At 69.5% G+C, this 25,625-nt stretch carries 23 protein-coding genes, 1 tRNA gene and 1 riboswitch; of the genes, 8 read left to right on the top strand and 16 right to left on the bottom strand.

The window, feature by feature from the left end:
- Window positions 1–104 precede the first annotated feature (104 nt).
- Window positions 105–854, top strand: a complete 750-nt coding sequence (locus LKO27_RS01190; RefSeq protein ID WP_227735079.1) for a CPBP family intramembrane glutamic endopeptidase — start codon at window positions 105–107, stop codon at window positions 852–854.
- On the opposite strand, the gene LKO27_RS01185 is transcribed toward LKO27_RS01190, so the two are convergent.
- Genes LKO27_RS01185 through LKO27_RS01175 form a run of 3 tightly spaced genes read right to left on the bottom strand, consistent with a single transcriptional unit; the run spans window position 844 to window position 4,831 of the window.
- Entirely contained in the window at window positions 844–3,435 is a 2,592-nt protein-coding gene (locus LKO27_RS01185; RefSeq protein WP_227735078.1) for a multicopper oxidase domain-containing protein, read from the bottom strand. The genes LKO27_RS01190 and LKO27_RS01185 overlap by 11 nt on opposite strands.
- 8 nt (window positions 3,436–3,443) lie before the next feature.
- A complete protein-coding gene (locus LKO27_RS01180) occupies window positions 3,444–4,574 on the bottom strand; it encodes a hypothetical protein (protein ID WP_227735077.1) in 1,131 nt (376 codons plus the stop codon).
- Window positions 4,547–4,831 carry a DUF2249 domain-containing protein gene (locus LKO27_RS01175; protein WP_227735076.1) on the bottom strand — a complete coding sequence of 95 codons (285 nt, stop codon included), beginning with the start codon at window positions 4,829–4,831 and terminating at the stop codon, window positions 4,547–4,549. Before LKO27_RS01175 ends, LKO27_RS01180 begins: the two co-directional genes overlap by 28 nt.
- A gap of 50 nt (window positions 4,832–4,881) precedes the next feature.
- Here LKO27_RS01175 and LKO27_RS01170 point away from each other — a divergent pair, with 50 nt between their 5' ends.
- The 4 genes from LKO27_RS01170 to LKO27_RS01155 all read left to right on the top strand — a co-directional run bounded on the left by LKO27_RS01170 (window position 4,882) and on the right by LKO27_RS01155 (window position 7,548).
- A complete protein-coding gene (locus LKO27_RS01170) occupies window positions 4,882–5,568 on the top strand; it encodes a metalloregulator ArsR/SmtB family transcription factor (RefSeq protein WP_227735075.1) in 687 nt (228 codons plus the stop codon).
- 10 nt (window positions 5,569–5,578) lie between these two features.
- The gene (gene fumC, locus LKO27_RS01165; protein WP_227735074.1) at window positions 5,579–6,988 is read left to right on the top strand and encodes a class II fumarate hydratase; all 1,410 of its coding nucleotides are present in this window, start codon (window positions 5,579–5,581) and stop codon (window positions 6,986–6,988) included.
- A 36-nt stretch (window positions 6,989–7,024) separates the two neighbouring features.
- A complete protein-coding gene (locus LKO27_RS01160) occupies window positions 7,025–7,300 on the top strand; it encodes a Rho termination factor N-terminal domain-containing protein (RefSeq protein WP_227735073.1) in 276 nt (91 codons plus the stop codon).
- 172 nt (window positions 7,301–7,472) lie between these two features.
- Window positions 7,473–7,548 (top strand) — tRNA-Arg (locus tag LKO27_RS01155).
- A gap of 6 nt (window positions 7,549–7,554) precedes the next feature.
- On the opposite strand, the gene LKO27_RS01150 is transcribed toward LKO27_RS01155, so the two are convergent.
- The 12 genes from LKO27_RS01150 to LKO27_RS01095 all read right to left on the bottom strand — a co-directional run bounded on the left by LKO27_RS01150 (window position 7,555) and on the right by LKO27_RS01095 (window position 21,465).
- On the bottom strand, window positions 7,555–8,193 hold the full coding sequence (locus LKO27_RS01150) for a DUF2461 domain-containing protein (protein WP_227735072.1): 639 nt from the start codon (window positions 8,191–8,193) through the stop codon (window positions 7,555–7,557).
- Window positions 8,194–8,263: 70 nt separating this feature from the next.
- Window positions 8,264–9,274, bottom strand: coding sequence for a dihydroorotate dehydrogenase-like protein (locus LKO27_RS01145; RefSeq protein WP_255621987.1), 1,011 nt, complete (start codon window positions 9,272–9,274; stop codon window positions 8,264–8,266).
- Entirely contained in the window at window positions 9,267–12,836 is a 3,570-nt protein-coding gene (gene nifJ, locus LKO27_RS01140; protein ID WP_227735070.1) for a pyruvate:ferredoxin (flavodoxin) oxidoreductase, read from the bottom strand. The genes LKO27_RS01145 and nifJ overlap by 8 nt, the downstream gene beginning before the upstream one ends.
- On the bottom strand, window positions 12,833–14,470 hold the full coding sequence (locus LKO27_RS01135) for an NAD(P)-binding protein (protein WP_227735069.1): 1,638 nt from the start codon (window positions 14,468–14,470) through the stop codon (window positions 12,833–12,835). The genes nifJ and LKO27_RS01135 overlap by 4 nt, the downstream gene beginning before the upstream one ends.
- A 224-nt stretch (window positions 14,471–14,694) precedes the next feature.
- Entirely contained in the window at window positions 14,695–15,051 is a 357-nt protein-coding gene (gene trxA, locus LKO27_RS01130) for a thioredoxin (RefSeq protein ID WP_227735068.1), read from the bottom strand.
- Window positions 15,052–15,125: 74 nt separating this feature from the next.
- Window positions 15,126–15,878, bottom strand: coding sequence for a class I SAM-dependent methyltransferase (locus tag LKO27_RS01125; RefSeq protein ID WP_227735067.1), 753 nt, complete (start codon window positions 15,876–15,878; stop codon window positions 15,126–15,128).
- Window positions 15,875–16,573: a metal-dependent transcriptional regulator gene (locus LKO27_RS01120; protein WP_227735066.1), complete on the bottom strand. Its 699-nt coding sequence runs from the start codon at window positions 16,571–16,573 to the stop codon at window positions 15,875–15,877. The genes LKO27_RS01125 and LKO27_RS01120 overlap by 4 nt, the downstream gene beginning before the upstream one ends.
- A gap of 103 nt (window positions 16,574–16,676) precedes the next feature.
- Complete coding sequence (locus tag LKO27_RS01115) at window positions 16,677–17,813, bottom strand: N-acetylglucosamine-6-phosphate deacetylase (protein ID WP_227735065.1); 1,137 nt, start codon at window positions 17,811–17,813, stop codon at window positions 16,677–16,679.
- Between the two features lie 12 nt (window positions 17,814–17,825).
- Complete coding sequence (locus tag LKO27_RS01110) at window positions 17,826–18,590, bottom strand: energy-coupling factor transporter transmembrane protein EcfT (protein ID WP_227735064.1); 765 nt, start codon at window positions 18,588–18,590, stop codon at window positions 17,826–17,828.
- Window positions 18,587–20,209, bottom strand: a complete 1,623-nt coding sequence (locus LKO27_RS01105) for an ABC transporter ATP-binding protein (RefSeq protein ID WP_227735063.1) — start codon at window positions 20,207–20,209, stop codon at window positions 18,587–18,589. The genes LKO27_RS01110 and LKO27_RS01105 overlap by 4 nt, the downstream gene beginning before the upstream one ends.
- The gene (locus tag LKO27_RS01100) at window positions 20,199–20,822 is read right to left on the bottom strand and encodes an ECF transporter S component (RefSeq protein WP_227735062.1); all 624 of its coding nucleotides are present in this window, start codon (window positions 20,820–20,822) and stop codon (window positions 20,199–20,201) included. Before LKO27_RS01100 ends, LKO27_RS01105 begins: the two co-directional genes overlap by 11 nt.
- Window positions 20,809–21,465, bottom strand: a complete 657-nt coding sequence (locus LKO27_RS01095) for a Ykof family thiamine-binding protein (protein ID WP_227735061.1) — start codon at window positions 21,463–21,465, stop codon at window positions 20,809–20,811. The genes LKO27_RS01100 and LKO27_RS01095 overlap by 14 nt, the downstream gene beginning before the upstream one ends.
- Before the next feature lie 51 nt (window positions 21,466–21,516).
- A riboswitch (TPP riboswitch) is annotated at window positions 21,517–21,625 on the bottom strand.
- A 36-nt stretch (window positions 21,626–21,661) separates the two neighbouring features.
- Here LKO27_RS01095 and LKO27_RS01090 point away from each other — a divergent pair.
- Both LKO27_RS01090 and serC read left to right on the top strand, forming a co-directional pair.
- Window positions 21,662–22,645 (top strand): MDR family oxidoreductase, encoded by a 984-nt coding sequence (locus LKO27_RS01090; protein ID WP_227735060.1) that lies wholly within the window; start codon window positions 21,662–21,664, stop codon window positions 22,643–22,645.
- Between the two features lie 60 nt (window positions 22,646–22,705).
- Window positions 22,706–23,809 (top strand): phosphoserine transaminase, encoded by a 1,104-nt coding sequence (serC, locus tag LKO27_RS01085; RefSeq protein ID WP_227735059.1) that lies wholly within the window; start codon window positions 22,706–22,708, stop codon window positions 23,807–23,809.
- Here serC and LKO27_RS01080 read toward each other — a convergent pair.
- Window positions 23,796–24,773, bottom strand: coding sequence for a hypothetical protein (locus tag LKO27_RS01080; protein ID WP_227735058.1), 978 nt, complete (start codon window positions 24,771–24,773; stop codon window positions 23,796–23,798). The genes serC and LKO27_RS01080 overlap by 14 nt on opposite strands.
- A gap of 188 nt (window positions 24,774–24,961) precedes the next feature.
- Between LKO27_RS01080 and LKO27_RS01075 the strand changes: the two genes are divergently transcribed.
- On the top strand, window positions 24,962–25,585 hold the full coding sequence (locus tag LKO27_RS01075) for a hypothetical protein (RefSeq protein WP_227735057.1): 624 nt from the start codon (window positions 24,962–24,964) through the stop codon (window positions 25,583–25,585).
- Window positions 25,586–25,625 lie beyond the last annotated feature (40 nt).

Below are 25,625 nucleotides of genomic sequence, written 5' to 3'. Positions count from 1 at the left end.
CGACCCCGGCCGTCGAGGGCCAACAGCGCAGGCTTATATTCATGCTGCGACGACGTTGTCCACCGGGCCCGACGCCCCACTCGCGTCGCAGGGAGAAGAACCCCATGAAGCGGCTCCACAACGCGTCGCCCATCTGGCACGCCATGGTCTGGATCGTGATCTACATCGGCACCTCCGCAATCGGGGACGCCGGCTCCGCCCAACTCGGCAGGCCCAACCTGCTCACCGCCCCGTTCATGCTGCTCCTGACGGCGGCCTCGATCATCTACCTCACCCGCAACGGTTGGCTGCGGGACTACGGCGTCACCGGGGTCGAGAAGACCGACCTCAGACCCGCCCTCTGGTTCCTGCCGCTGCTGCTCATGTCGGTCCTGCTCTACACCTTGGGACTGGCGACCGACCGCGACGCCCTCGACGTCATCCTTGTCGTCGGCCTGATGGTCGGCGTCGGATTCCTTGAGGAACTCGTCTTCCGTGGCTTCCTGTACAAGGCCATCCGCGCCAAGGGTGGCGTTGCCCGCGCGGCGCTGATCGCGGGCACCACGTTCGGCCTCGGGCACATCGTGAACCTGCTCAACGGCTACACCGGCATCGAGCAACTCATCCAGGTGGTGCTGGGCATCGGGATCGGCGTCGCACTGTGCCTGCTGTTCGAGCTGACCGGCAGCATCATGGCCGGCGCGATCTTCCACACCCTCCTCAACATCAGCGGCAGTGTGACAGCCGACAACATGGGCCGCGAGATCCTGGCGGCGAGCGCCATCATGGCGATCGCCGTGGCCTACGCGATCCACCTGTGGCTACAAGTCCGTGCCCGCACACCTCACGCCGAAGCGGTCCCAGTCACCCGGTGACCTCGACGATCCCGTGGGCGCCGCGTTCGGCGTCGATCATGGTGTGGCTGACCACTGGGTAGTGCCCTGCCTCCGGGAAGGTGAGCTCCACAAAACCACCCTGCGCGGCCTGGAGGTCGAGCGCCTGGGCACCGCCGCCGGTGTTGCCGAAGGCGTCCACGCCGTCGCGCAGGAGGTAGGCGCCCTCCTTGTACACGGTGTCGAACTGCCCGCCGACGATGTGGAACGACGACGCCCGGTTGGGGCCGACGTCGAGGACCCAGAAGCGGACCCGCTCCCCCACCGTCGCCGTGAACGGGGCCTGGTCGTACTGGTTGGCGACGCCGTTGAAGACCACCTTGGAGATGTCCTCGGCCGCGACGGCATCCGAGTCCACCTCGGTGGCCGCGTCGGCCGACGTCGCCACGGAGTCCAGGTACACCTCGGACTGGACGACGACGTACTCGCGGTCCACCTCGGGCAGGCCCTCCTCGGGCTCGATGATCACCGCGCCGTGCATGCCCGCGGCGATGTGGGAACTCATCGGCATCGTCGAGCAGTGGTACATCCACACACCCGACCGTTCGGCCGTGAACCGGTACACCAGCGACTCGCCGGGCGCGATGGTGCGCATGGGCCCGTCCGGCGCGAGGTTGCTGGCATGGAAGTCGATGGAGTGCCCCATGGAGCCCTCGTTGACGAGGGTGATCTCGAACACGTCACCCACCCGCCCGTGCAACGTGGGGCCAACGCCCTGGCCGTTGTAGGTCCAGCGGGTCTGCCAGATGCCGGGGGCCACTTCGAGCGGCGCCTCCGTGACGGTGAACGTCAGGCGGTGGACCGTCTCGTCGGTGAGCGGGGCGAGCGTCGGGTCGACGATGTGGGCGAGCTCGGCGTCGGGATTCACCTGGGAGTAGTCGACTCCCGCCGTCGGCTCCGAGCCCGGCTTGGCGGGGGCCGCGGCGTCGCCGTCGACGATGACGCTGAAGGTCATGCCCATCTGTCGGTGGCCGACGACGGTGCACCAGCCCTCGAGGCTGCCCCCGACGACACCCAGGTCGAGTTCGGCGGTCTCGCCCTCGCGGAGGCGCTCGGTGCGCTTGTCACCGACTGCGAGGTCGTGCAGGTTCGTGGGATCGGTGTTGACCAGTTCTATGATGACGTGGTCACCGGCGTTGACCGTGACGGAGTTCGGTTCGAAGGCCATGTCCCTGGCCTCGACCCGCACCCGCACCGTCTGCCCAGTGGCGGCGACGTCGTCGGAGGAGACCGCTGCCGCCTGGCCCAGCCCCACGGCCCCGGGGTCAGCGCCGATCCCCAGCGTGATGGCCAGCACCAGCGCCGCCACCCCCGCGACGAACCCGGTGCCGGTGAAGGCGCTGGGCCGCTCGGCGTCGTCGGCGGGCTCGCCGGCCTCGGCGCGGCGCTTCTCGCGGGCCGACGCCAGGATGCCGCCGAACATCAGCGGCAGGAACGCCACGAGCGCGGCCAGCACCAGGACCGATAGCGTGACCCGGATCCAGGAGGCGAGCGGGAACAGCCACAGCACGAGCCCGACGTTGATGACCACGACGCGGGCGGCCGCGAACCGGTCGAAGGATGCGGCAGCCTTGCGGACCACCCTGGGGCCGCCGCCGATCACCGACGGAATGAGGTAGCTGAGCGCACCGGTGACGAGCTGCAACAGGAAGCCGACCACCCAGATGGACGCCACCAGGGGGTAGCCCTCGGCGAGTCCTGCGTCGTCGGTGCGCAGCACGTGAAGGGCGGTGGCGACGATGGCCACGCACGCCCACACGCACGCGAGTCCGATGGAGGCGGGCGCGAACTCACGCGGGAGCTTGCGGCGCAGCGGCCCGACCAGGCAACGTCCCCAGAAGACCAGGGCGCCGACGTAGACCAGCAGCCCCAACACCGAGACCAGCCGCAGCCCGGTCAACGAACCCAGCACGACGACGCCGATGGCGGCGAGGAAGATCGGCAGGGCCTGCTTGGCCAGCCGCTCGGCCCGATCATCCATGCGCGTTCGCAGGACCGTCGGCCAGAAGGTGACCAGGGTGCCCACGACGGTGAGGCCGAACCAGCCCAGCAGGTTGGTCATGGTGTGGGCGACGAGCAGGCGCGCGTGCCAATCGTCGTCGAGACCCAAAGCCAGCGCCGCTCCGAAGCCTGCGCCCACGGGCAGGCAGAGCGCGGCGGCGACGTAGTAGCGGATGCAGATCCGGAAGCGGCCGGGCAGGGCGCGTCGCAGGTCACGCACGAGCTCGACCCCGTGCCACACCACCGCTGCGGAAACCCCGACGGCCCCGAGGAGCACCAGCCACCACACCGTCGTGGGGACGCCAACCAGGACCAGGAGCGCCGAGACCCCCAGCAGCCCGAGCCGCACCGAGGAGCGGGTGGCGGCGCCGTCGTCGGGACGGGTCTTGAGCAGCGCCGCAGTGAAGTGGGCGCTCCAGACCATGACCGCGTGCGTCATCGCGCCCAGTGCCACGAGGTGGATCATCAGCCAGGTGGCCTCGGGCACCCACCGGTGGATCACGGCGACGACGGCAGCCGCCACCAGCCACACGACGACGGGGAGGTCGCGCATGACGCGCATGCCACGCCTCATCCCCGCACCACCGAGTACACGACCGTTGCAGCGAACAGCAGGACCGAGGTGACGGTCACTATGCCTCCAGTCTTGAACAGCAACTCGATGCCGGTGAGGTCGCCCAGCGCGCGGACCACCATCCCGGCGTGCAGCACGCTGAGCGGAACCCACATCACCGGCCGGTACGGCAGGGGGCGGCCCAGGACGGCCGGGAAGATGATCGGGGCGTGGGCGATGATCATGGACATCCCGAACCCGAGGAACACCCCGTGGATGGTGATGTCGTAGGCACCGCGGCCGGCCGGTTGGCCGACGACGACCCACACGATACCGGCCACCGCGAGCCAGAAGTTGCCGGCCAGCAGCGAAGCGGCGTTGAAGCGCCTCAGCCCCTTGCCACGGATCATCCGGCGGCCGACGTCGTCGCGGAACAGCCACAGCGCCGTTGCCAGGCAGACCGCTCCGAAGGCCCGGGCGCCCGGGTCCGGGGCGACGACGGCGACGCTCGCGGTGAGCGCCAGCAGGCAGGCCGAGAGCAGCAGCGTCGGCACCGCCCGCCGGCCCATCGTGAGTTGGGCGAGCTCAGCCCGTTCGGAGGCGATGGTGATCACCAGGAAACTGGCCAGCAGGGGGATCAGGGACGCCACGTCGACGACGAGCCAGAGCCCGGCGGCGAGCGCCGCCATCAAGGTCCCGAGCGCCTGGGCCGCGACCATTCCCAGCGGCGCCCGAACCCACAGCGCGACGGCGACGCCCACGAAGGCGAGGGTGCCGTCGAGGAGCAGGAGCTTGCCCAGGTACTGCGGGGCGCCGGCGACGAGCAGGATGGAACCGAGCCCCAGCAGGGCCGGAGCCAGGTAGGCGAGCGAGTTGCGCAACGCCTGCGCCCGCTCCAGCGAGATGAGGGTGCCCATGAAGCCGAGCACCATGACGGGGCCGTGAAGGTCGCCGACGCGCTCAGACGCCACCGGCGCCCAGACACCCAGGCGCACGAGGGCGGCATTGAGTCCAGCGAGAAGAGACAACCCGCCGAGCACCACGAGGGCCGTGCGCCAAGCGCGGGTGGCCCGGCCACGATCGGGGGAAATCGTCGTGGTGCCGGCGGGAAGAGTGGTGGTCAGGCCCGTTCCAGCTTCAGCTTCCACGCCTGGGGGCCTTGCGCGACGTAGCTCACCGCGATGCCCTCGCCATGACGCTGCGCGATCTGCGCGAGCAGGGGCTTGGGGTCGTGCGGCGCCACGAGGACGAAGGCAGCCCCGGGGGCGAGGGAGTCCACGACGCCATGGATCGCGGCGTGGCGGATGGCGTGCGGGATGACGCGGGCGTCAAGTTCGGGCAGCGCCTCGTCATGGCCGCCGCAGCCGCAGGAGGAGGACTTTTCGGTGATTCTCAGTTCGGTCACGGACAGGACATTACTACAACCAAATTGTAGAAAAGTGTAGGGTGGGCCTTATGCACAGGTCGCAGCAGCCACGGACCCTCTCCAACCCCCGGCTCCGGGTGCTCCATGCCATCCGCGACCTCGGGGGCGAGCACGTCACCATCAACCAATTGGCCGAGCACCTCGGAGGTCATCCCAACGCCTCCCGTGTGCACCTCGCCGGCCTGGAGCACGACGGTTACATCACCATCTCCGACGTCCCGGGAGCCGGTCCGGGCAGGCGTCCGCGCGGACACAGCCTGACCGAAGAGGGGCGCCGCTTCCTCGACCCTGCGGAGGCCACCAATGCCAGCCTCACGGGCGCCTTCGCTTCCTACCTCGTTCGGACGGGCCACGGAAAGGAGCAGGCGCGCGAGATCGGCCGGCTCTGGGGCGAGACCCAGACCGCAGCCCTGGCGGGGCTACCCCCCGAGGACTCCGTGGACGCCGTCGTCGAGGTCCTGGACATGCTCGGGTTCGACCCTGGCCGGCTGAGCACCGACGAGGGCGAGGCACTCGTGCTGCGCTCCTGCCCGCTGCTGACCGGGGAGCACAGTGACCCGACCTTCATGTGCGAGGTGCACCACGGCATGATCGACGGCGTCCTGCGCCGCGTCGGCGCCTCCGAGGGACTCACGCTGCTGCCCTTCGCCGAGCCGAACGGTTGCAGGGTGGAGTTCACCGAACCCGCGACCCCGCCGGAGCGACCCCTGTCCTAGGATCGGGGGCATGGTTGAGATCCGCTCCGAAACAGACAGCATGGGCGCCGTCGAGGTTGCCTCCGACAGATACTGGGGCGCTCAGACGCAGCGCAGCATCGGCAACTTCCCGATCGGCAGGGACACGTTCGTGTGGGGCCGCTCGATGGTCCGTGCGCTGGGAATCCTGAAGAAGTCCGCCGCCCGCGCAAACGCGGAGCTGGGCGAACTCGCCCTTGAGCCGGCGCAGCTCGACGCCCTGATCCAGGCTGCCGACGAGGTGATCCGCGGTGACCTCGACGACCACTTCCCGCTGGTGGTGTTCCAGACCGGCAGTGGCACGCAGTCCAACATGAACTCCAACGAAGTCATCTCGAACCGGGCCATCGAGATCCTGGGCGGCGAGATGGGCAGCAAGTCCCCCATCCACCCCAACGACCACGTCAACCGGGGCCAGTCCAGCAACGACACCTTCCCCACCGCCATGCACATCGCGATCGTGCTGGACCTGCACGAGCTGCTGTACGACCAGGTTTCGCGCCTTCAGGACACGCTGGCGCAGAAGGCGGAGGAGTTCTCCGGGATCGTCAAGGTTGGCCGCACGCACCTGCAGGACGCCACCCCGATCACCCTCGGACAGGAGATCTCCGGCTGGGTTGCGCAGATCGACTTCGCGCTTGACCAGGTCCGCCATTCCGAGCAGGGGCTCGCCGACCTCGCCATCGGCGGCACCGCCGTCGGGACCGGCCTCAACGCGCACGCGCGCTTCGGGGCCAAGACCGCGGAGTTCATCTCCGAGGAGACCGGGTTCACCTTCCGGCAGGCCGACAACACCTTCGCCGCGCTCTCCGCGCACGACGCCCTCGTGGCCGTCTCCGGATCCCTGCGCGTGCTGGCCATGGCCCTGATGAAGATTGCCAACGACGTCCGCTGGCTGGCCTCCGGGCCCCGCAACGGCATCGGCGAGATCACCATCCCCGAGAACGAGCCCGGTAGCTCGATCATGCCGGGCAAGGTGAACCCGACGCAGTGCGAGGCGCTCACCATGGTGGCCACCCGCGTCTTCGGGAACGACGCCACGGTCGGCTTCGCCGGCAGCCAGGGCAACTTCCAGCTCAACGTCTACAAGCCGGTCATGGCGCACGCGGTCCTTGAGAGCATCCGCCTGATCGGTGACTCCTGCACCGCGTTCAACGACAACTGCGCCGTCGGCATCGAGCCCAACACCGCCCGCATCGAGGAGAACCTCAGCAAGAACCTGATGCAGGTCACGGCCCTCAACCCGCACATCGGCTACGACAAGGCCGCCAAGATCGCGAAGAAGGCCCACGCCGACGGCACCTCTCTGCGCGAGGCCGCCCTTGAGCTGGGCTACCTGACCGACGAGCAGTTCGACGAGTGGGTCATCCCGATGGACATGACGCACCCCCGCGGAGAGTAGGCTCGATGGCCCCAACTGGTTCGAGAGGAGTCAGTCATGGCCAAGAAGAAGACGAATCCAGGACCCAGCGTCAAGGATCCGGAACTGTACGAGGAACTCCGCGACGACGGCGCCAGCAAGGAGAAGGCGGCCCGCATCGCCAACGCGGCCGCAAACACCTCTCGTGAAGAGGTCGGACGCAAGGGTGGCGAGTCAGGCTCCTACGAGGACTGGAAGGTGGACGACCTGCGCAAGCGGGCCGCGGAGATCGGCATCGAGGGGCGCTCCAGCATGAACAAGGGCGACCTGATTGAGGCTCTGCGGAACCACTGACGGAGTTCCTCTCAAGCGGGCGTGGAAAGCCGGACAGAGAAGCCGCTTTCTGTGCACGGCCAGTGCAAAGAAAGCGCCTTCTCTGTCCAATTTTCCCGACCCGGCCAAGTAGCCCTGCTCGCGGCCGGGTCGGTTAGTGCTGATGCCCGCGGCCCGGTAACCTAGGCGCGTTGGCCCCGTAGCTCAGGGGATAGAGCACCGCTCTCCTAAAGCGGGTGTCGTTGGTTCGAATCCAACCGGGGTCGCCACGCGGATCACTCCTCGGACGCCAGCGCCTCCCCCAGCCACATGATCAGCGGGCGGATGCTGGCCCAGTCGTCCCGCACGATCTCGGCGAAATTCGGGGTCGCCACGACGGGGTCCTCACCGTAGAAGCGACTGAGCGACAAGGTCTTGTGCCGCAGCAGCTCGATGTGCGGATGGTCTGCACTGAACCCCCTTGGCGCCGTCTTCAGGGTTTCGCCTCGAAGCTGCCAGCCCTCGGCCACCAGTTCCCCGACCAGTTCAGCGAGCTCATCACCGTGCTCGTCGATGGTCCGCCGCAACGCCGCCAGCGGGGTGGGCTCGGCGTGGTAGAAGCCGCCACCGGTCAGCGCGCCGTCGCCCGAGACCTCGATGTACCAGCCCAAGGCCTGACCGGCAGGCACATAGGCGCCCTGGTGCGTCTTGTACGGTGACTTGTCGTTGCTGAACCGCACGTCCCGGTTGGGACGGAAGATCTTGGCGGCGCCGAACTGGTCCTCGAGCTCGCCGACGAGCATTTCGACCGGTTCGCGCACAGAGCGCTGGTAGCGCTCCTTGTTGGCGCTCCAGAACTCCTTGGAATTGTCCAGAGCCAGCTGCTGGTAGAACACGACGGCATCGACGGGGATTCCGTTGAAATACCCAGGCACTCGGGGCTCCTCTCGCTGGCCACAAGGCTAGCGACGTCACATGCGTGGCCGCACGCATTCAGAAACGCCGTCAGGCGAGCGAGCCGTAGACCGCCTTCGCCTTCTCCAGCGCCTGCACGTAACCAGCCCGTTCGAAGTCCGCGGTGTCCTCGTCCGCGGGCACGGCCAGCAGCCCGCGCGCCTCGTCGAGAGTGAGCTCCTTGCGGGTGAGCCAGCCGTCGAGTCCCTCCACCAGCTTGTGGACGTTGGCCACCCCATGCCGCAGCAACGAAGAGGTCGTCATGACGACGTCGGCGCCGGCCAGGATGTACTTGACCACGTCCTCGAACGTGTCGACGCCGCTGGTCCCGGCCAGGGAGGCCCGGACCTTCCCGTGCAGCACCGCGATCCAGGTCCGCGGCAGGCGCCCGTCAATCGGCGACGAGAGGCTCACTCCGGGGATGACCTCAAGCCGGTCGATGTTGACGTCGGGCTGGAGGAACCGGTTGAACAGGACCAGACCGTCCGCGCCGGCGTCGTCCAGCTGCCGGCAGAAGTTGCCGGTGGAGGAGAAGTACGGGCTCAACTTCACGGCGACGGGGATGGAGACGGCGTGCTTCACCGCGCGCAGGATGTCCAGGTGCCGTTCCTCCACCGTCGGACCCGCGACGTTGACGTCACCGCAGACGTAGTAGATGTTCAGCTCGACGGCGGACGCCCCGGCCTCCTGCAACTGCCGGGCGGTTCGGGTCCAGCTCCCCACGGAGACGCCGTTCAGGGACGCGATGATCGGGATCTCGCTCCCGCCCACCGCGGTCTCAACCAGCTTGAGGTACTGCATGGACGCGTTGGCCTCGGTGGCCATCGACGGGAAGTAGGTCTGGGCTTCGGGGAAGGTGTTCTCGTGGAGTTGTTCCAGCTCGGCTATCCGCTCGGCCTCGCGACGCAACTGCTCCTCGAACAGGGAGTAGATCACCACCGCCCCCACCCCGGCGCCGGCCAGGGCACGGATGCCCGAGACCTTCTGGGAGATGGGGCCGGCCGAAGCGACCACGGGGTTGCGCAGCGTCATCCCCAGGTAGTTGGTGGTCAGGTCAGTCAACTTCGTCACCCTTCCTCGGATCCGCGGCGAAGTGCTCGGCTCCGCGCATGGCCAGTTCCTCGTACTCCGCCCAGCGACGGTTCACCTGCGCCTGCGCGAGCGTCAGCAGGCGGTCGGCCTCCTCGGGATGCGAGGCGTGGAGCGTCTTGTACCGCAGTTCCGCGGACTGGTACTCCTTGAGCGTGATCCTCGGGCGGGGCGAGTCGAGCAGGAACGGGTTGGCCCCGGCCTCGCGCAGCACCGGGTTGTAGCGCATCAGTGGCCAGTGGCCGGAGTTGGCCGCCTTGTACTGCTGTTCCAGTCCCTTGCGGATGTCGTAGCCGTGCGCGATGCAGTGGCTGTAGGCGATGATCAGGCTCGGCCCGTCGAAGGCCTCGGCCTCACGGAAGGCCTTCAGCGTCTGCTGCGGATCGGCACCCATCGCCACGCGGGCGACGTAGACCGACCCGTAGGCCATGGCCTGCATGGCCAGGTCCTTCTTGTTGGTCAGCTTGCCCGCTGCGGCGAACTTCGCGACGGCGCCCAGCGGCGTCGACTTGGATGCCTGGCCCCCGGTGTTGGAGTAGACCTCCGTGTCCAGGACGAGCACGTTGACGTTGCGGCCGCTGGCAAGCACGTGGTCGAGTCCGGAGGAGCCGATGTCATAGGCCCAGCCGTCGCCGCCGACGATCCAGACGGCGCGCCGCAGCAGGTGGTCGGCGACGCTGCGCAGGTCCTCGACGGCGGGACCCTCGAGTCCCTTGAGCCGCTCCATCAGGATCTCGATCCGCTCGGCCTGCTCGGCGAGTTCGCTCTCGTGCTTCTGCGAGGCGTTCAGCAGCGCGTCGACCAGCGCGGCGTCGCCGATCATCGGCGCGAGCTCCAGGAGCCGGGCCCGCGCGAGGTTCTCGTGCAGGTCAGCCGCGAGCCGCAACCCCAGCCCGAACTCGGCGTTGTCCTCGAACAGCGAGTTGGACCACGCGGGGCCGCGGCCGGCGGCGTTCTTCGCCCACGGCGTCGTCGGGAGGTTGCCGCCGTAGATCGAGGAGCAGCCGGTGGCGTTGGCCACTGTGGTGCGGTCCCCGAACAACTGCGTGAGCAGCTTCAGGTACGGGGTCTCGCCGCAGCCCGCGCAGGCGCCCGAGAACTCGAACAGCGGCTCGAGGAACTGGGCCCCTCGAACGGTGCCGAAGTCGACGCGCGAGCGCTTGTTGACCGGCAGCGTCTCGAAGAACTCGACGGCGGTCTTCTCCTTCTCCCGCTCGACCAGCGGGGTCAGGTTGATGGCCTTGCGCGCCGGCTGCCCAATGGGGCGCACCGGGCAGGCCTCCACGCACAGGCCGCAGCCGGTGCAGTCCTCCACGTAGACCTGCAGCGTGTAGTTGGAGTCCGGCAGGCCGGCAGCGTCCAGGGGTGCAGTGAGGAAGCCCTCGGGGGCACCGTCGGCCAGTTCGGTCGGGTAGTACTTGGCGCGCAGCACCGAGTGCGGGCACACGAATGCACAGTTGCCGCACTGGATGCAGGCCTCCGGGTCCCACTCCGCGACGATCTCGCTGACGTTGCGCTTCTCGTACTTCGTGGTGCCCGACGGGTAGGTCCCGTCCGCCGGCAGCGCCGAGACCGGCAGCAGGTCGCCCAGGCCGCTGAGCATCGTCGCCGTCACGGTCCGGACGAACTCGGGCGCACTGGCAGGCACGGGAGCCAGCAGGGTCGTCGACGACGTGGCCGTGAGCGGGACCTCCACCTTGTGCAGATGCGCCAGCGACGCGTCCACCGCAGCGTGGTTCTTGTCCACCACCTGCTGGGACTTGCGGGCGTAGGTCTTGGTGATGGCCTTCTTGACCTTGGCGATGGCGACGTCTGGCTCCAGCACCCCGGAGATGGCGAAGAAGCAGGTCTGCAGGATGGTGTTGGTGCGGCTCCCGAGCCCTGCGGCGCGGGCCACCGAGGAGGCGTCGATGCAGTACAGCTTGATCCCCAGCTCCACGACCCGGCGCTGGACCGGTTCCGGCAGCCGGTCCCAGATCTCGTCGGCCGGGTAGGGGGCGTTGAGCAGCAGCGTCGAGCCGCGCCTGGCGTCGGCCAGGATGTCGACGCGCTCGAGGATGGACCAGTGGTGGCAGCCGATGAAGCCCGGGGCCGTCACCAGGTAGGGAGCCTTGATCGGGTTGGGCCCGAACCGCAGGTGGCTGGTGGTGCGGGAGCCGGACTTCTTGGAGTCGTAGACGAAGTAGCCCTGCGCGAAGCGGTCGTCGTCGTCGCCGATGATCTTGATCGTGTTCTTGTTGGCGCCGACGGTGCCGTCGGAGCCCAGGCCGTAGAAGACCGCGCTCAGGGTCTCCGGGTCGTCCAGCTGGTAGCTGGGGTCGTAGTCCAGCGAGAGGTGGGTGACGTCGTCGAGGATGCCGACGGTGAACCGCGGCTTCGGCTGCGGCGCGGCCAGTTCGTCCAGGATGGCCTTGGCCATCGCGGGGGTGAACTCCTTGCTGGAGAGCCCGTAGCGGCCGCCGATCACCAGTGGCATGGTGGCCCGCCGCCCGGAGGCGAAGGCTTCGGCGAGCGCGGAGTTGACGTCCAGGAACATCGGCTCGCCACCGGCGCCCGGCTCCTTGGTGCGGTCCAGCACGGCGATCCTGCGCACGGTCTCCGGCAACGCGGCGAGCAGCGCCTCGGCCGGGAACGGCCGGTAGAGCCGCATGTAGAGCACGCCGGTGCCGGGGGTGCGGTCAACTACGGGGGTGATGGCCTCCACACCGGAGCCCATCACCACCACCACGCGCTCGGCCTCGGGGTCTCCGTGGTACTCCACCAGCGAGTAGCTGCGCCCGGAGATCTGGGCGAAGGTCGCCATGACGTCGGCCAGTTCCTCCGGCACGCGGTTGTAGTACGGGTTCGACGTCTCCCGGGACTGGAAGTAGGTGTCGGGGTTCTGGGCCGTACCGCGGATGAACGGATTGGCGGGGCTCAGGGCCCGGGAACGGTGTTCGAGCACCAGGCTGCGAGGCACGAGCTCACGGAGCTGGTCGTCGGTCAGCAGTTCCACGGTGTTGAGCTCGTGGGACGTGCGGAAGCCGTCGAAGAAGTGCACGAACGGCAGGCGCGTGCGCAGCGTCGCGAGGTGCGAAATGGCCGCCATGTCGTGGGCTTCCTGGACCGAGGCCGACGAGAGCAGGCAGACACCGGTCTGGCGCACGGCCATGACGTCCTGGTGGTCGCCGAAGATCGACAGACCCTGGGTCGCGAGCGAGCGGGCGGCCACGTGGAGCACGGTCGAGGTCAGCTCACCGGCGATCCGGAACATGTTCGGGATCATCAGCAGCAGGCCCTGGGAGGCCGTGAACGTCGTGGAGAGAGCACCGCCCTGGAGCGCGCCGTGCATTGCTCCGGCGGCACCTCCCTCGGACTGCATCTCGATGACTGTGGGTACCTGGCCGTAGACGTTGGCGCGGCCACGCGAGGCCCACTCGTCGGCCAGTTCGGCCATGGTCGAGGACGGCGTGATGGGGTAGATCGAGCACAGCTCGCTGAGCCGGTAGGCGACGTCGGCTGCTGCCTCGTTGCCGTCGATGATTGTGCGGGTCACAGCCTGCCCTCCGGGATCATCTCGATGGCGTGCACCGGGCACTGCTCGTAGCAGGTGGCGCAGCCGGTACAAAGGTCATAGTCGAATCGGTACCGGTTGCCGGGACCAAGTTTGATGACGGCGTCCTCCGGGCAAGCGCCGAGGCAGCCGTCGCACTCGAAGCAGTTGCCGCACGAAAGGCACCGCCGCGCCTCGAACTCGGCCTCCTCGACAGTGAGGCCGGAGACGATCTCCTCGAAGCTCTCGATCCGCTCCTCGGGATCGGACTCGACGTGCTCGCTGCGGTTGTGGCCACCGAAGTACCACACGTTCATCTGGTCCAGGGTGACGATCGGGTGCTTCGGAGCCGGTCCCGAGTGGTCGATGTTGAGCCACTTGTCGATCTGCCGGGCGGCCCGCTTGCCGTGCCCGACGCCGATGGTCACGGTGCGCTCGGAGGGGACGGTGTCGCCGCCGGCGAAGATGCCGGGGACGTCGGTCATGAGCGTCTCGGGGTCCACCTGCACCACGTCGCCCTCGAAGCGCATGCCGGGGATGCCGTGGAGGAAGCCGGTGTCGGCCTCCTGGCCGACGGCGAGGATGAGGGTGTCGGCTGCCAGCTTCTCGTAGCGGCCGGTGCCGCGGGCGCGGCCGTTCTCGTCGATCTCCATGATCTCGACGGTCATCTCGCCCTGTTCCACCGAAGTGATGGTGCGCAGCCAGTTCATCTGGACTCCCTCACCCTCGGCGCTCAGGCGCTCCTCCTCGTGGGCGGGCATCTGGGCGGCGGTGCGGCGGTAGACGATCACGGACTCCTCCGCACCCAGCCGCCTGGCGACGCGGGCGGCGTCCATGGCGGTGTTGCCGCCCCCGTAGACGGCGACGCGGCGGCCGATCTTCGGCCGCGCACCGGAGGCGACGTCGCGGAGGAAGTCGACGGCGTCGACCATGCGGGAGGCGTCCACCGTCGGGATGTCAACGCGCTTGGAGAGGTGGGCACCGATGGCGACGAAGACCGCGTTGAACAGGCCGTCGCGCTGGGTGGCGAGGAGGTCCTTGATCGGGCTGTTCTGGCGGAAGGTGACGCCCATGTCGTGAAGGCGGGCGATCTCGGCGTCGAGGACGTTGCGGGGCAGCCGGTACTCCGGGATGCCGTAGCGCATCATGCCGCCGGGGGCGTCGGAGGCGTCGTGGATCTCGACGGCGTGGCCCAGGCGACGCAGGTGGTAGGCCGCCGACAACCCGGAGGGTCCGGCCCCCACGACGAGGACGCGTCGGCCGGAGGACCGGCGCGGAGGCTCGAAGGTCCAGCCGTTGCTGATGGCGAGGTCACCGAGGTAGCGCTCGACGGACCGGATGGACACGGCCGAGTCGAGGTCGCCGCGGTTGCAGGCGGTCTCGCACGGGTGGTAGCAGACTCGGCCGTGGATAGCTGGGAACGGGTTGTCACGGGTGAGCTGTCGCCAGGCGGCCTCGTGCTGGCCGGCCTTGATGAGCCGCAGCCACTCCTGGATGTTCTCTCCGGCCGGGCAGCCAGCGTTGCAGGGCGGCAACATGTCGAGGTAGATCGGTTTGCGGCTCCGGACGGGGGCCACCCGACCCTGGGTGCTCGTCAGGTCCGGTGGGACCGCCATGTCCCGTGGTTCGCTCACCATTTCAGCCCTCCTTGGCATTGCCTTGAGCGCCACTTTAAGCCGCGGCCCTCCGACGCTCGCCACCGGGGTGGGGGTATGGGGTATGCGCTTTCCGATGAACGTGAAAAACCCGCCCGCTGTGGAAGCGGGCGGGAGTTGGGTGTGTGTGCGAGCTCAGGACAACGGCTGGTGCGACACCATCACCGTTGCCCTGAACACGTCACCACCGTTTGGGTGGCGCGCAGTCAGCCCTGCGCGGCCTCGGTCTTCAGCTGCTCCATGTCCAGCGCCTTGATCTGCTCAACGAGGCTGTCCAGCTGCTTGCCGTTGAGGAGTCCGGACTGGCGGAACACGAGGCTGCCGTCACGGAAGCCCATCAGCGTGGGGATGGACTGGATCTCCAGCGCGGCGGCGATGTCCTGGTTGGCCTCGGTGTCCAGCTTGGCGAACACGACGTCGTCGTGGCGGCCGGAGGCCTCGTCGTAGATGGGCGAGAAGCGCTGACAAGGACCGCACCAGTCGGCCCAGAAGTCGATGAGGACCACGTCATTGCCCTCGATGGTGGCTGCGAAGTTGTCCTTGTTCAGGTCTGTGGTCGACACTTGCGACCCCCTTCTTTCGGTTGCATTGGTTCGTCTTCACAACGCTACCCGGGCCGCGATTATTCCGCGGGAGTTCACTTGAGGGCGACGATGCGGCGCATCGGGAGCGGGATCCGGAGCGGTCCCTGCCCGGCGCGGGCCTCGAGGAAGTCGAGGGCGAGGCTGGACTTGGCGCGGTCGGGCGCCTGCCGCAGACCGGCCAGCAGCACCTCCGCGTCCTCCCGGTTGGCTACGGAGAAGTAGTAACGGGCGCGGGAGTCCTCCACCTTCTTCAACCCGACCGTACCCAGCATCGCTTTGGCCCGGAACTCTGCGAGGCCGGGCAACTGCGGCGTGACCCGAAGGTATCCCGCGAGCTGGCTGGAGATGCGGATGTCCTCCACGTTGAAGGGCCGCAGCGACGGCGTGAGCGCCGCGAACACGCCTCCCGGGCGCAGCACCCGGGCAGCCTCTGCGAGGAACCGGGCGCGGTCCGCCACCACGCCCAGCCCGAGGCTGGTGACCACGGCGTCGAAGCTGCCGTCGGCGAAGGGCAGGTAGCCGACGTCGGTCTGCACGAACGTGCCCTCGCCCAGCGAGACAGCCACGGCAAGGTTGGCCGCCGACAGGTCTGCCCCCACCACGAGCCTCCCCCGCGCTTGCAGGCGCCGGGTCAAGGAGCCGGTTCCGCAGGCCAGGTCCAGGACCTTCGAGGCCGATTCCGCAACGGCGCGGCTGAGCCAGCGGTATGGATCGTGGTCCCCGCCCCGGCTGCGCTCGATCACCTGTTCTGAAGCACCGGGCCGGCGCGATCCGTACCAGCGGATCCCCGAGGCGGCCTCGGTCATGCGGGTACCTGCGCGACGAAGAGCTGCTCGGCGGTCTGGGGCGTGATCGTGATGCTCTGTTCCCCGACCGTGATCTCCACTCCACCAGCGACCCGATTTGCGGTGAAGGTTGCTCCCGGGCGCAGCCCGAGGGCAGCCAGCCCCTCTATGGTGCGGGGATTTGCCTGCACGTTCTCACTCATCCGCTCGAGCCTGGCCTCACCTGCCCCGTTCGTGGCCAGGTGTTCCGACAACGGCACCACACCTTCCCGGAACGGGACCTGCTGGGATCCGACGCCGAGTTCCCTCAGACCCGGGATCGGGTTGCCGTACGGGGAGAAGGTGGGCGAGTCGAGGATCTCCACGAGCCGACGCTCCACGTCGACGGAGATCACGTGCTCCCAGCGGCAGGCCTCGTCGTGGACCTTGTCCCACTCCAGCCCGATGACCTCGGTGAGCAGGCACTCGGCGAGCCTGTGCTTGCGCATGACGTCGCGCGCCAGTTTCGCCCCGGTAGCGGTGAGGGTGATGTGACGGTCCTCCTCGACCACCAGCAGTCCGTCGCGCTCCATGCGCGCAACGGTCTGGGACACCGTCGGACCCGACTGGTGGAGCCGCTCGGCGATCCGCGCTCGCAGCGGCGGAACACCCTCCTCAAGCAGTTCGTAGACGGTCCGGAGGTACATCTCCGTCGTGTCGATCAGGTCACCGCTCATGTCCTGGGACCACCTCCTGCGGGCAGTCTATTGGTTGCCGGCGGCAGTGGCCGAAGATCAGGCTGAGGAGGTAACGGAGTTCCTGCCGAACAGCCGTGCTGGGTCAGGCACCGACCCGCTCGCCGCGGCGGAACACGGCCCGCAGGCCGCCCTCGTCGTCGACGAGGCACACGTCTGCGTAGCGGCCCGGCACCAACTGGCCGACCTCGGCCAGGCCGTGCCACCGGGCCGGCGTCGTGGCGCACATGGTGGCGGCCTCGACGATGCTGCATCCCACCCGCTGCACGAGGTAGTTGAAGGCGCCGGCCATGGTGAGGGTCGAGCCGGCGATGGCGCCCGGGGTGCCGTCGGCCGTGACAAGCCGGGCGGTCCCTTCGGCGACCTCGACCTCCAACTCCCCCAGGATGTAGCGCCCGTTGCCCTTGCCGGTGGCGCTCATGGCATCCGTGACCATCGCCACGCGATCCACGCCGGCGGCGTCGATCGCCATCCTCGCGATCACCGGCGCGTGGTGCACTCCGTCGCAGATCAGTTCCACCATGCAGCGCTCGTCGGTCAACAGCACGGGGACGGGGCCGGCGTCGCGGTGGTGGATGGAGCGCATGGCGTTGAACAGGTGGGTGACGATGGTCGCGCCCCAGTCCAGCGCCTCCCGTGCCCCGGCCTCGTCCGCGTCGGAGTGGCCGAACGCCACCCGCACACCCGCCTCAGTGAAACGGGCGATGGCCTCCCGCGAGTGGGCACGCTCCGTGGCCATCGTGACCATCTTCAGCGCCGGGCCACCGACGGCTATGAGGCGGGCGACCGTATCGGGGTCGGGGTCGATCAACAGGCCGGCGTCGTGGGCGCCCTTCCTGGCGGGTGAGAGGAACGGGCCCTCCAGGTGGATGCCCCCGAGTTCACCGGACTCCACCAGTGGGCGCAGGACGCGGACCTGGTCCTCCAGTTTCGCCATCGGCTCGGTCACGGTGCTCGCGAACAGGGTGGTCGTGCCCTGACCGCGGTGGAAGGCGATGGCGCGGCGGTTGGCCTCGACGTCCGGGGCTCCGAAGCTGACGCCATCGGCGCCGTGGCAGTGCGTGTCGACGAATCCGGGAACGGCCCACAGCCCGGCGAACTCACCGGCGGTGTCACCGCCCGGCTCCACGTGGGTGATCCGGCCGTCCCGGATCCCGATCACCGCGTTCTCGACTACACCCGCGGGCGTGACCGCACGCCCCACCTCGATCCGTTGCACCATGCCACCATCCAATCACCCGAACATGATCGGCAGCACGATCAGGACAACGAACGTGCACGGAACCGCGATGGCCAGGACGGCGTCCTGCCAACCCATCGGCACTGGCCGCCACAAGGTGCGCGGCCCGGCCTTCAGTCCCCGGGACTCCAGCGCCAGGGCGATTCTCTCCGAGGAGCGGATGGAGCCGACGAGCAGCGCGAATGCTGCCCGGCCGAACTCGCGCACGCCGAAGCGCGGGGAACCGTCCCGACGCCGACGCCCCCGGACCGCCTGTGCCGCCCGGATGGTGCCCCACCTGCTCGGCATCGTCTGCAGCATCCGCTGCCCGGCGAGCAGCGGGTAGGCGAAGCGCGGGCTGAGCCGGGCGTGCTGGACCAGGCTGACCATGAGGTCCCGCGCCGGTGTGGTGGCCAGGAACGCGATCGTCAGCACCCCGATCACCAAGCCCCGCAACGCCAGCGCGACGCCGATCGTCAGGCCCTCCACCGTGACCCGGATCGGGGCGTCGAAGGCGGGCTCACCCGGTCTGCTCAGCGCGTTGACCGAGACCAGCCCCACCCCGAACAGCAGGAACGGGAGCTGCCCCAGCACCAGTTCCCGCAGCGTCAGCGCCCGGCACGCCAGCACCGCCGCTACGGCGGCCACGTAGAGCACGCCGATCACCCGCAGGTCGAACAGGAACAGCGTCGCGACCGAAACCATGAACACCGCAGCGAGCTTCACCGTCGGGTTGCGACGGTGCAGCCAGCCCGGCGCCCGAGTTGCGTGGGCACTCATGCCGCCACCGCCTCCAGCGCCGTCACCCTGGCATCCGCCGCCTGGATCCGGGCGCGGAGGCCCGCGTCCCCGTCACAACCGGCGGCCAGGGCGGTGAGCCGGGCCGAGGGGCGCAGCTGCGCCCGGCGGAGGAGGTCGCCGTCCAGCAGGAGTCGCCATGGCGTGGTGTCCGCGAGCACGCGTCCCTCACCGACGACGATGACCCGGTCGGCAACTGCTGCGACGCTGCGCAGGTCGTGGCTTGAGAACAACACTCCCCGACCGACGTCGGCCACCTCACGCAGGGCCTGCAGCACCGCCGTCGTCGCGTGCCGGTCGAGGCCGAAGCAGGGCTCGTCGGCCAGCAGGAACGGGTGCTCGTGGACGAGCATCGCGGCCAGGCTGAGCCGACGCTTCTGGCCCCCCGAGAGCTGGTGCGGGTTCGCCTCGGCCAGGTCGCCGAGGTCGAAGCGGGTGAGCCACTGCTCGACCCGCCCGTGCTTGGCCTCCGACAGACCGAAGGCGACCTCGGCGCGGACGGTGCTGGCCTGGAACTGGTCCTCCGGGTTCTGGAAGACCAGGCCCGCGCGCGGCCCAACCACCGTCCCTGCGAGGGGCCGGTGGAGTCCGGCCAGGCACGTCAGCAGCGTCGACTTGCCCTGCCCGTTGGCCCCGACGAGGGCCACCACCTCACCTGGGCTGAGAGTGAGGTCCACCCCGGAGAGGACAGCCCGTCCCTCGCCGCCGCGACGCGCCCCGCCCGGCGCCACGGCCAGTCCCCGGGCCTCCAGCGCCGGGCCGGCGGCCGCCACCGGATGCGCCCCTGGGAGGACGGGTTCCGGCGGTTCACCCAACGCCCTGTCCTCCACTTCGGCAGGCAGCCAGCAGCCGGCCGCGAGCAGTTCACGGATCTCGGCGTCGGAGAGCGTCGCGGCCGCGCCGTCGAACCGGATCCTGCCCGCGCGGTCCACCACGATCCATCGCTGCGGCAGCCCGGCGAGTCCCGCGTCGCCGGCGTACTCGTCGAGCCGGTGCTCAACGAGTACGACGGCGGCCCCCGTGCTGCGCCGGACCTCGGCGACGGCGCGGCGCACGCCGTCGATCCCCGCAGCGTCCAGCATCGAGGTCGGCTCATCGAGGAGCAGCAGCCGGGGTCTGGTGACGGTCGCCGCGGCCAGCGCGATTCGCTGCAACTCCCCGCCGGAGAGTTCCTCTGTCTGCCGCCCGGCCAGGTGCGCAGCGTCCACCGTCGCCAGTGCCTCGCGGACCCGGCCGGGGATCTCGCTGGGGTCCACGCACAGGTTCTCCAGTGGGAGGGCCAGTTCGTCGTCGACCTCCGGCAGGCAGACCCCGGCGGTTGGGTCCTGGCCGACGACCCCCACGACGTCGGCCAGCCCCGCCACTTGGGCGGCGGCGACGTCGCGGCCGACCACCGTGACGGCGCCAGAGACGCGCGCATGGATGGCGTGCGGGACCGCGCCGTGCAGCAGCCTGAGGAGCGTGGACTTGCCGGACCCGGACGGGCCGAGCACCAGCACCTCCTCGCCGGGAGCGACGGTGAAGGTGGCGGGTCCGACGCCGAGTCCGGACCCGAAGATGGCCTCCAGTTCCGACGCGGCGAGGATGGGTTCAGCGGACACGACGCACCACCGGCTCGGCCTGCTCCTCCCGCGAGATGCCGTAGTTGGCCAGCACCCCGGTGGCCTTCAGGCCCTCCACCAGCACCTTCGCCAACAGCCCACCCAGCACCACGCCCGAGGCGCACTGCATGGCGAGCCGAAGCCAGAAGATGTCCTGCCCGTACCAGGCGGCACGCCAGGCGCTGTAGAAGAAGACCAGCCCGGCACCCAGCAGACCGGAAAGCGCGAAGGTGCCCCACCCGAAGCGTCGGTAGCGTCCGAGCGCGAAGGCCAGTTCGCTGCCGAAGCCCTGGATGGCGGCGGCGATGATGAGGGTGGGTCCCACCGGGGACCCCAGGAACACCACCTCAACGACGGAGGCCAGGATCTCCGCGACGATGCCCACGCCGGGCCGCCGGATGATCGCCAGCGCCAACGGCGCCACGAGCAGCCAGCCGCCGAACAGGACGTGCTGGGCGAGGTCGCCGGCCGGGCCCATCAGGACGGCGAGTCCGTTCCAGGCCTGGACCAGAGCCCAGTAGAGGAACCCGAACACCACTCCGAGGACCACCATCAGCACGATGTCGCGCAGTTGCAGGGGCGCGCGACCGCCCTCGCCCTCACGCCGCAGCATTGGAGTGGCTCGGGCTGTTGACGGAGATGCTGAGGTGCGCGACGACGTGCTGGACGCTGCGTCCCACCATCGTCCAGCCGGCGACGACGGTCTCGATGATGGCGCCGAGGTCGCCCTCCAGGCGGGTCACGAAGTGCGCGGAACCGCGGAAGGTGCCCAGCTCCCGGGACAGTTGGATGGCTGCCTCGATGTCTCGCATGTGGTCGGGTTCGACGCCACCGCGGACGTCGTCGGCAAGCGGGTAGATGGCCCATTCGGCCGAGGCGTGGCGACCGATCTGGCGCCCCTTCGGCGTGTCCACGACGCGCGGTCCCGCCCCACCCGGGAGCTCGCAGACCACCTCACCGGGGCAGCCCCGGCTGAGCTGGACGCTGAGGGCCGCATGGTGGCCGGTGGCGGCGACGGCGTCGGCGAGGTCGGTGAGCCAGCCGAGCAGGTCGGCCTCGGAGCCGCCCGCGAAGGTGCTGACGTCGCCGGTCTCGATGGTGAGACCCCTCGTGTCGAGGCCCGCGAGTGCCCCGAGGATGACGTCGACGTAGTCGTCGCACATCACGGCGACGGTGACGCGGGCGCCGACGCCGAAGCGCAGCGGATCGGCTGTGAACTCGTCGCGGCCGACGAGGGTGGTTGTGCTGGTGGTCATGGCCTGCCCTTTCCGTGAAACTGGCACGGAGGGCGGTTGCCCGAGACCCAGCAGATGAGGCTGGAAGCTCCCTGCGCTGGCATGATCCAGATCAGGTTCTACGGTCGGAGTTGGAGTACTCCCTCTCAGCCCAGCTCACTGGACTCCCGTGCGAGGACCACAATACCCTCGATCCCTCCGGACCTAGACTCGGTCCATGTCCTTCCGTGCGCTGTTGACGAGCAAGTCCGACGACGATGTCATCACAACCGAACTGGCCGGGCTGGGCGACGGGGACCTGATGCCGGGCGAGGTGACCGTGGACGTCGAGCACTCCACCGTGAACTACAAGGACGCCCTGGCGGTCACGGGCGCGGGCAGGATCATGCGGCGCTTCCCGCTCGTCCCGGGCATCGACCTCGCCGGCGTCGTCGCCGAATCCACGGATCCGCGGTTCTCCCCCGGCGACGCCGTGCTCGCGAACGGCTGGGGCCTGGGCCAGACCCACCATGGCGGCCTGGCCGAACGCGCCCGCGTCCCCGGCGACTGGCTGGTGCCGCTCCCCACTGCGTTCAGCACCCGCGACGCGATGACGATCGGCACGGCGGGGTACACCGCGATGCTGTGCGTGCTCGCGCTGGAGCACGGCGGGATCACCCCGGACAGCGGAGAGGTCCTGGTCACCGGAGCGGGAGGCGGGGTCGGCTCCATCGCCATAGCGATCCTCTCCGGCCTCGGCTACCGCGTCGTCGCCTCCACCGGCCGCCCGCTGGAGGGCGACTACCTTCGAGGGCTGGGCGCGGCAGAGATCATCGGCCGGTTGTCGGAGCCAGGCAAGCCGTTCACGACGACGAGGTGGGCGGGCGCCGTCGACACCGTGGGCAGCCACACCCTGGTCAACGTGCTGGCCGCGACGGCGTACCGCGGCGTGGTGGCCGCGTGCGGTCTGGCACAGGGCAACGACCTGCCCGGCTCGGTGCTGCCGTTCATCCTGCGCAACGTGACCCTCGCCGGGATCGACTCGGCCGAGGCTCCGGTGGAACTGCGCCGGAAGGCCTGGGACCGGCTGGCCACTGACCTGGACCCGGCCAAACTCGCGAGCACGGCCACGACGGTCGCCCTGGACGAGGTCGTCGACACCGCTCAGCGGGTGCTGGCCGGTCAGGTCCGGGGGCGGACCGTCGTCGACGTGCGCGCCTGAGGCTTCCCGATGCGTGGAGCGCCGACGTCGAGACCTCGGCCTGCTGAATAGGATGAGCGCGTGATCCACATCCCTGAAGAGCTGCTGCCCGCCGACGGCCGCTTCGGTTCCGGACCTGCGAAGGTTCGTCCCGAGGCGCTGGACTACCTCGCGATGCGGGGTGACGTGATGGGCACCTCCCACCGCCAGGCCCCGGTGCGCGACCTCGTCGCGGCCGTCCAGGACGGACTCGACGAGCTCTACTCCCTGCCCGAGGGATACGAGGTGGTGCTGGGCAACGGTGGGTCCACACTGTTCTGGGACCTTGCGGTCAGTTCCCTGATCGAGCGGCGCTCCGCGCACGGCGTCTTCGGTGAGTTCTCGCGCAAGTTCGCGAAGGCGAGCAAGGCCGCCCCGTTCTTAAAGGACCCCGCCGTGTTCGAGGCGGAGGCGGGCGCCGTCGCGCTCCCCGAGGCCACCGACGCCGACGTGTACGCCTGGGCGCAGAACGAGACCTCCACCGGCGCGGCCGCACCCGTGGCGAGGATCGGTGACGGACTCGTGCTGGTCGACGCGACGTCGGCCGCCGGGGGCATGGAGGCCGACATCGGCCAGACCGACGCCTACTACTTCGCGCCCCAGAAGAACTTCAGCTCCGACGGCGGCCTCTGGTTCGCCTTCGTGTCCCCCGCCCTCATCGAGCAGGCCGAGCGGATCAAAGCCAGTGGCCGCTGGATCCCGGAGATCCTTGACTTCACCACCGCCCTCAAGAACTCCCGCCAGCACCAGACCCTGAACACCCCTGCCATCGCGACGCTGCTGCTGATGGAGGACCAGGTCAACTGGATGCTGGAGCAGGGCGGGATCTCCGCCGTCGCGCAGCGTTGCCGCACCGCCACCGACACTCTTTACTCATGGGCCGCGGAGCGGGACTACGCCACCCCGTTCGTGGCGGACCCGGCCCACCGCTCCCCGGTGGTGGCCACCATCGACTTCGACGAGACGGTCGACGCGGCCCAGGTCTCGAAGGTGCTGCGGGCCCATGGCGTCGTCGACATCGACCCCTACCGGGCCCTCAACCGCAACCAGCTCAGGGTCGCCTGCTACGCCTCCGTGGATCCCGACGACGTGGTGGCGCTCACCGGTTGCATCGACTTCGTGGTGGAGGAGATCAGTCGCGGCTGACGAAGACGACCGTCCCGGCCACCACCGCGACGAGCACCGCCACCGCCAGGGCGATCAGGGTGCCGCCGCGGGAGACTTCGTCGGGGGCCTCCGCGGGCACGTCTGGCGCGGGCGAGGCCGGGTCAGCGGCCTCCGACGGTGTCGGCGCCTGTGACGGTTCGGCCGACGGATCGGCGCTCGGCGACGCAGGCGCTGGCGTGACCGTGGTCTCGCCGTCGGGCAGCGGCTCGTCGCGCAGCGTGCCTGCACCGCCAACGAGCATGCGGCCGTTCCCGAACTGGGTGATCGACTCCCCACCCGGAGCGTCCACGTAGGTGGTGGTGGCCTGGGTCTCCCACGAGAAGGCGTTGATCAGCACGACGCCGTCGGCCGTGCGAACCAGCATGGTCGCACCGTCGTCGAGGAAGGTGGCGTCGGTCACGCCGTCGGGGGCGTCTGCGGCGCGGACCAGTGCGTTGACGCCGTCGCGGGAGGGTTCCAGCTCCGCGCGATAGATGCCCGGGTTCTCGCCGGAGGTGATGAAGTAGAAGCGCCCCTTGCCGGAGACCAGGAACGCGGTGGCGTTCTGCGGGCCGTCGGGGAACTCGAAGTCCCAGGCGCGGTACCGCTGCTGCCCGTCGGCGGGCGTCACGCCGAAGACGCTGACGAAGTCTCGCTGCCCGGCCTCGTCGCCGATGTCGGCGATGTAGAGCTGCCCGGCGTGCACCGCCAGACCCTGGACCGACTCCGGCTGCGCGGAGTAGCTGACCTGCCCGATGCTCTCGCCCGACTCGTCGAGCATCTGGACCTCACCGGGCGCGTCGGCAGCGCTCACGTACAGGGTGCCGGAGTCCTCGTCCCAGTAGATCCCCGATACCGACGAAATCCCGTCGAGTGCGATGTCGTCTGCTGAGGCCACCGTCGGGAGGCTGGTCACCGCCAGGCCGAATACGAGGGCAGTGAGGAGTCGGCGGAGCGCATTCATGGTGAGCGCCAGAATACTGTGCCCGCCCTGCCTCACCTATCGGCCACCCCGGCGGCGGCTACATCGGCTGGCCGAGGAGCCCCCAGATGACCACGACGAGCACCAACGCCGCCAGCACGCCGGAGACGATCAGCCGTCGGGTTCTCGGATCCACGTCCGCGAGCCTACCCCCGGTCTAATGTTGGTCCATGCACACGCTGCGCCTGTTCGCGATCAGCATCGACGCCGTGCGTGACATCTTCGGCGCAGATCCGGTACTCGCCGAGCGGCTCCGAGCAGCGGCCAGGGCGCGGTTCGCACCGCCCGCCCGGCCGAGACCCAAGGGGCTCCTGGCGCTCTTCCGCCGGGACCCGGACAGCGAGGTGGACGCCTCCAGGCCCATCTCCGGCGACGTCGAAGCGCTCCTGGCGGGCGGGTACATCCCACCGGATCGGACGCACCAGTGCTGGCAGGTGCTGATCGCGTGGCTGGAGGAGCTCAGCGCGGCGCACTCCGACCTGGTCGTCGACGACCTGGACCCGTTGGAGTTCGACCTGGCGAGGGCCGGCCTGCACAGCGACCATTCCCTGCGGCACCTGGCTGCCCGGCAACTCGGGACCATGCTGCGCCCGCTGCCGGGGCAGACCGTCGGCTACGCCAAGCATGCCCACGCCGTCGAGACGCTCGAAGCCCTGGCGGCGCTCGCCCAGTCGGCGGAACCCGAGTTCGAGCCCGTGATCGCGCGCACCGGGCCCGTGGTCGAGGTCCTCAGGGCCGTGGCGGCGGACCCGGCGCTGGACGTGGTCGTCGTCGAGGTCCCAGCCGCCGCGTGACGTCGGCCGGGCCTTCGAAAGACTCAGGACACCTGACAGC

Source organism: Tessaracoccus sp. OS52 (assembly GCF_020687685.1).
Lineage (GTDB): Bacteria > Actinomycetota > Actinomycetes > Propionibacteriales > Propionibacteriaceae > Arachnia.
This window is presented reverse-complemented; position numbering and strand designations above follow the sequence as displayed.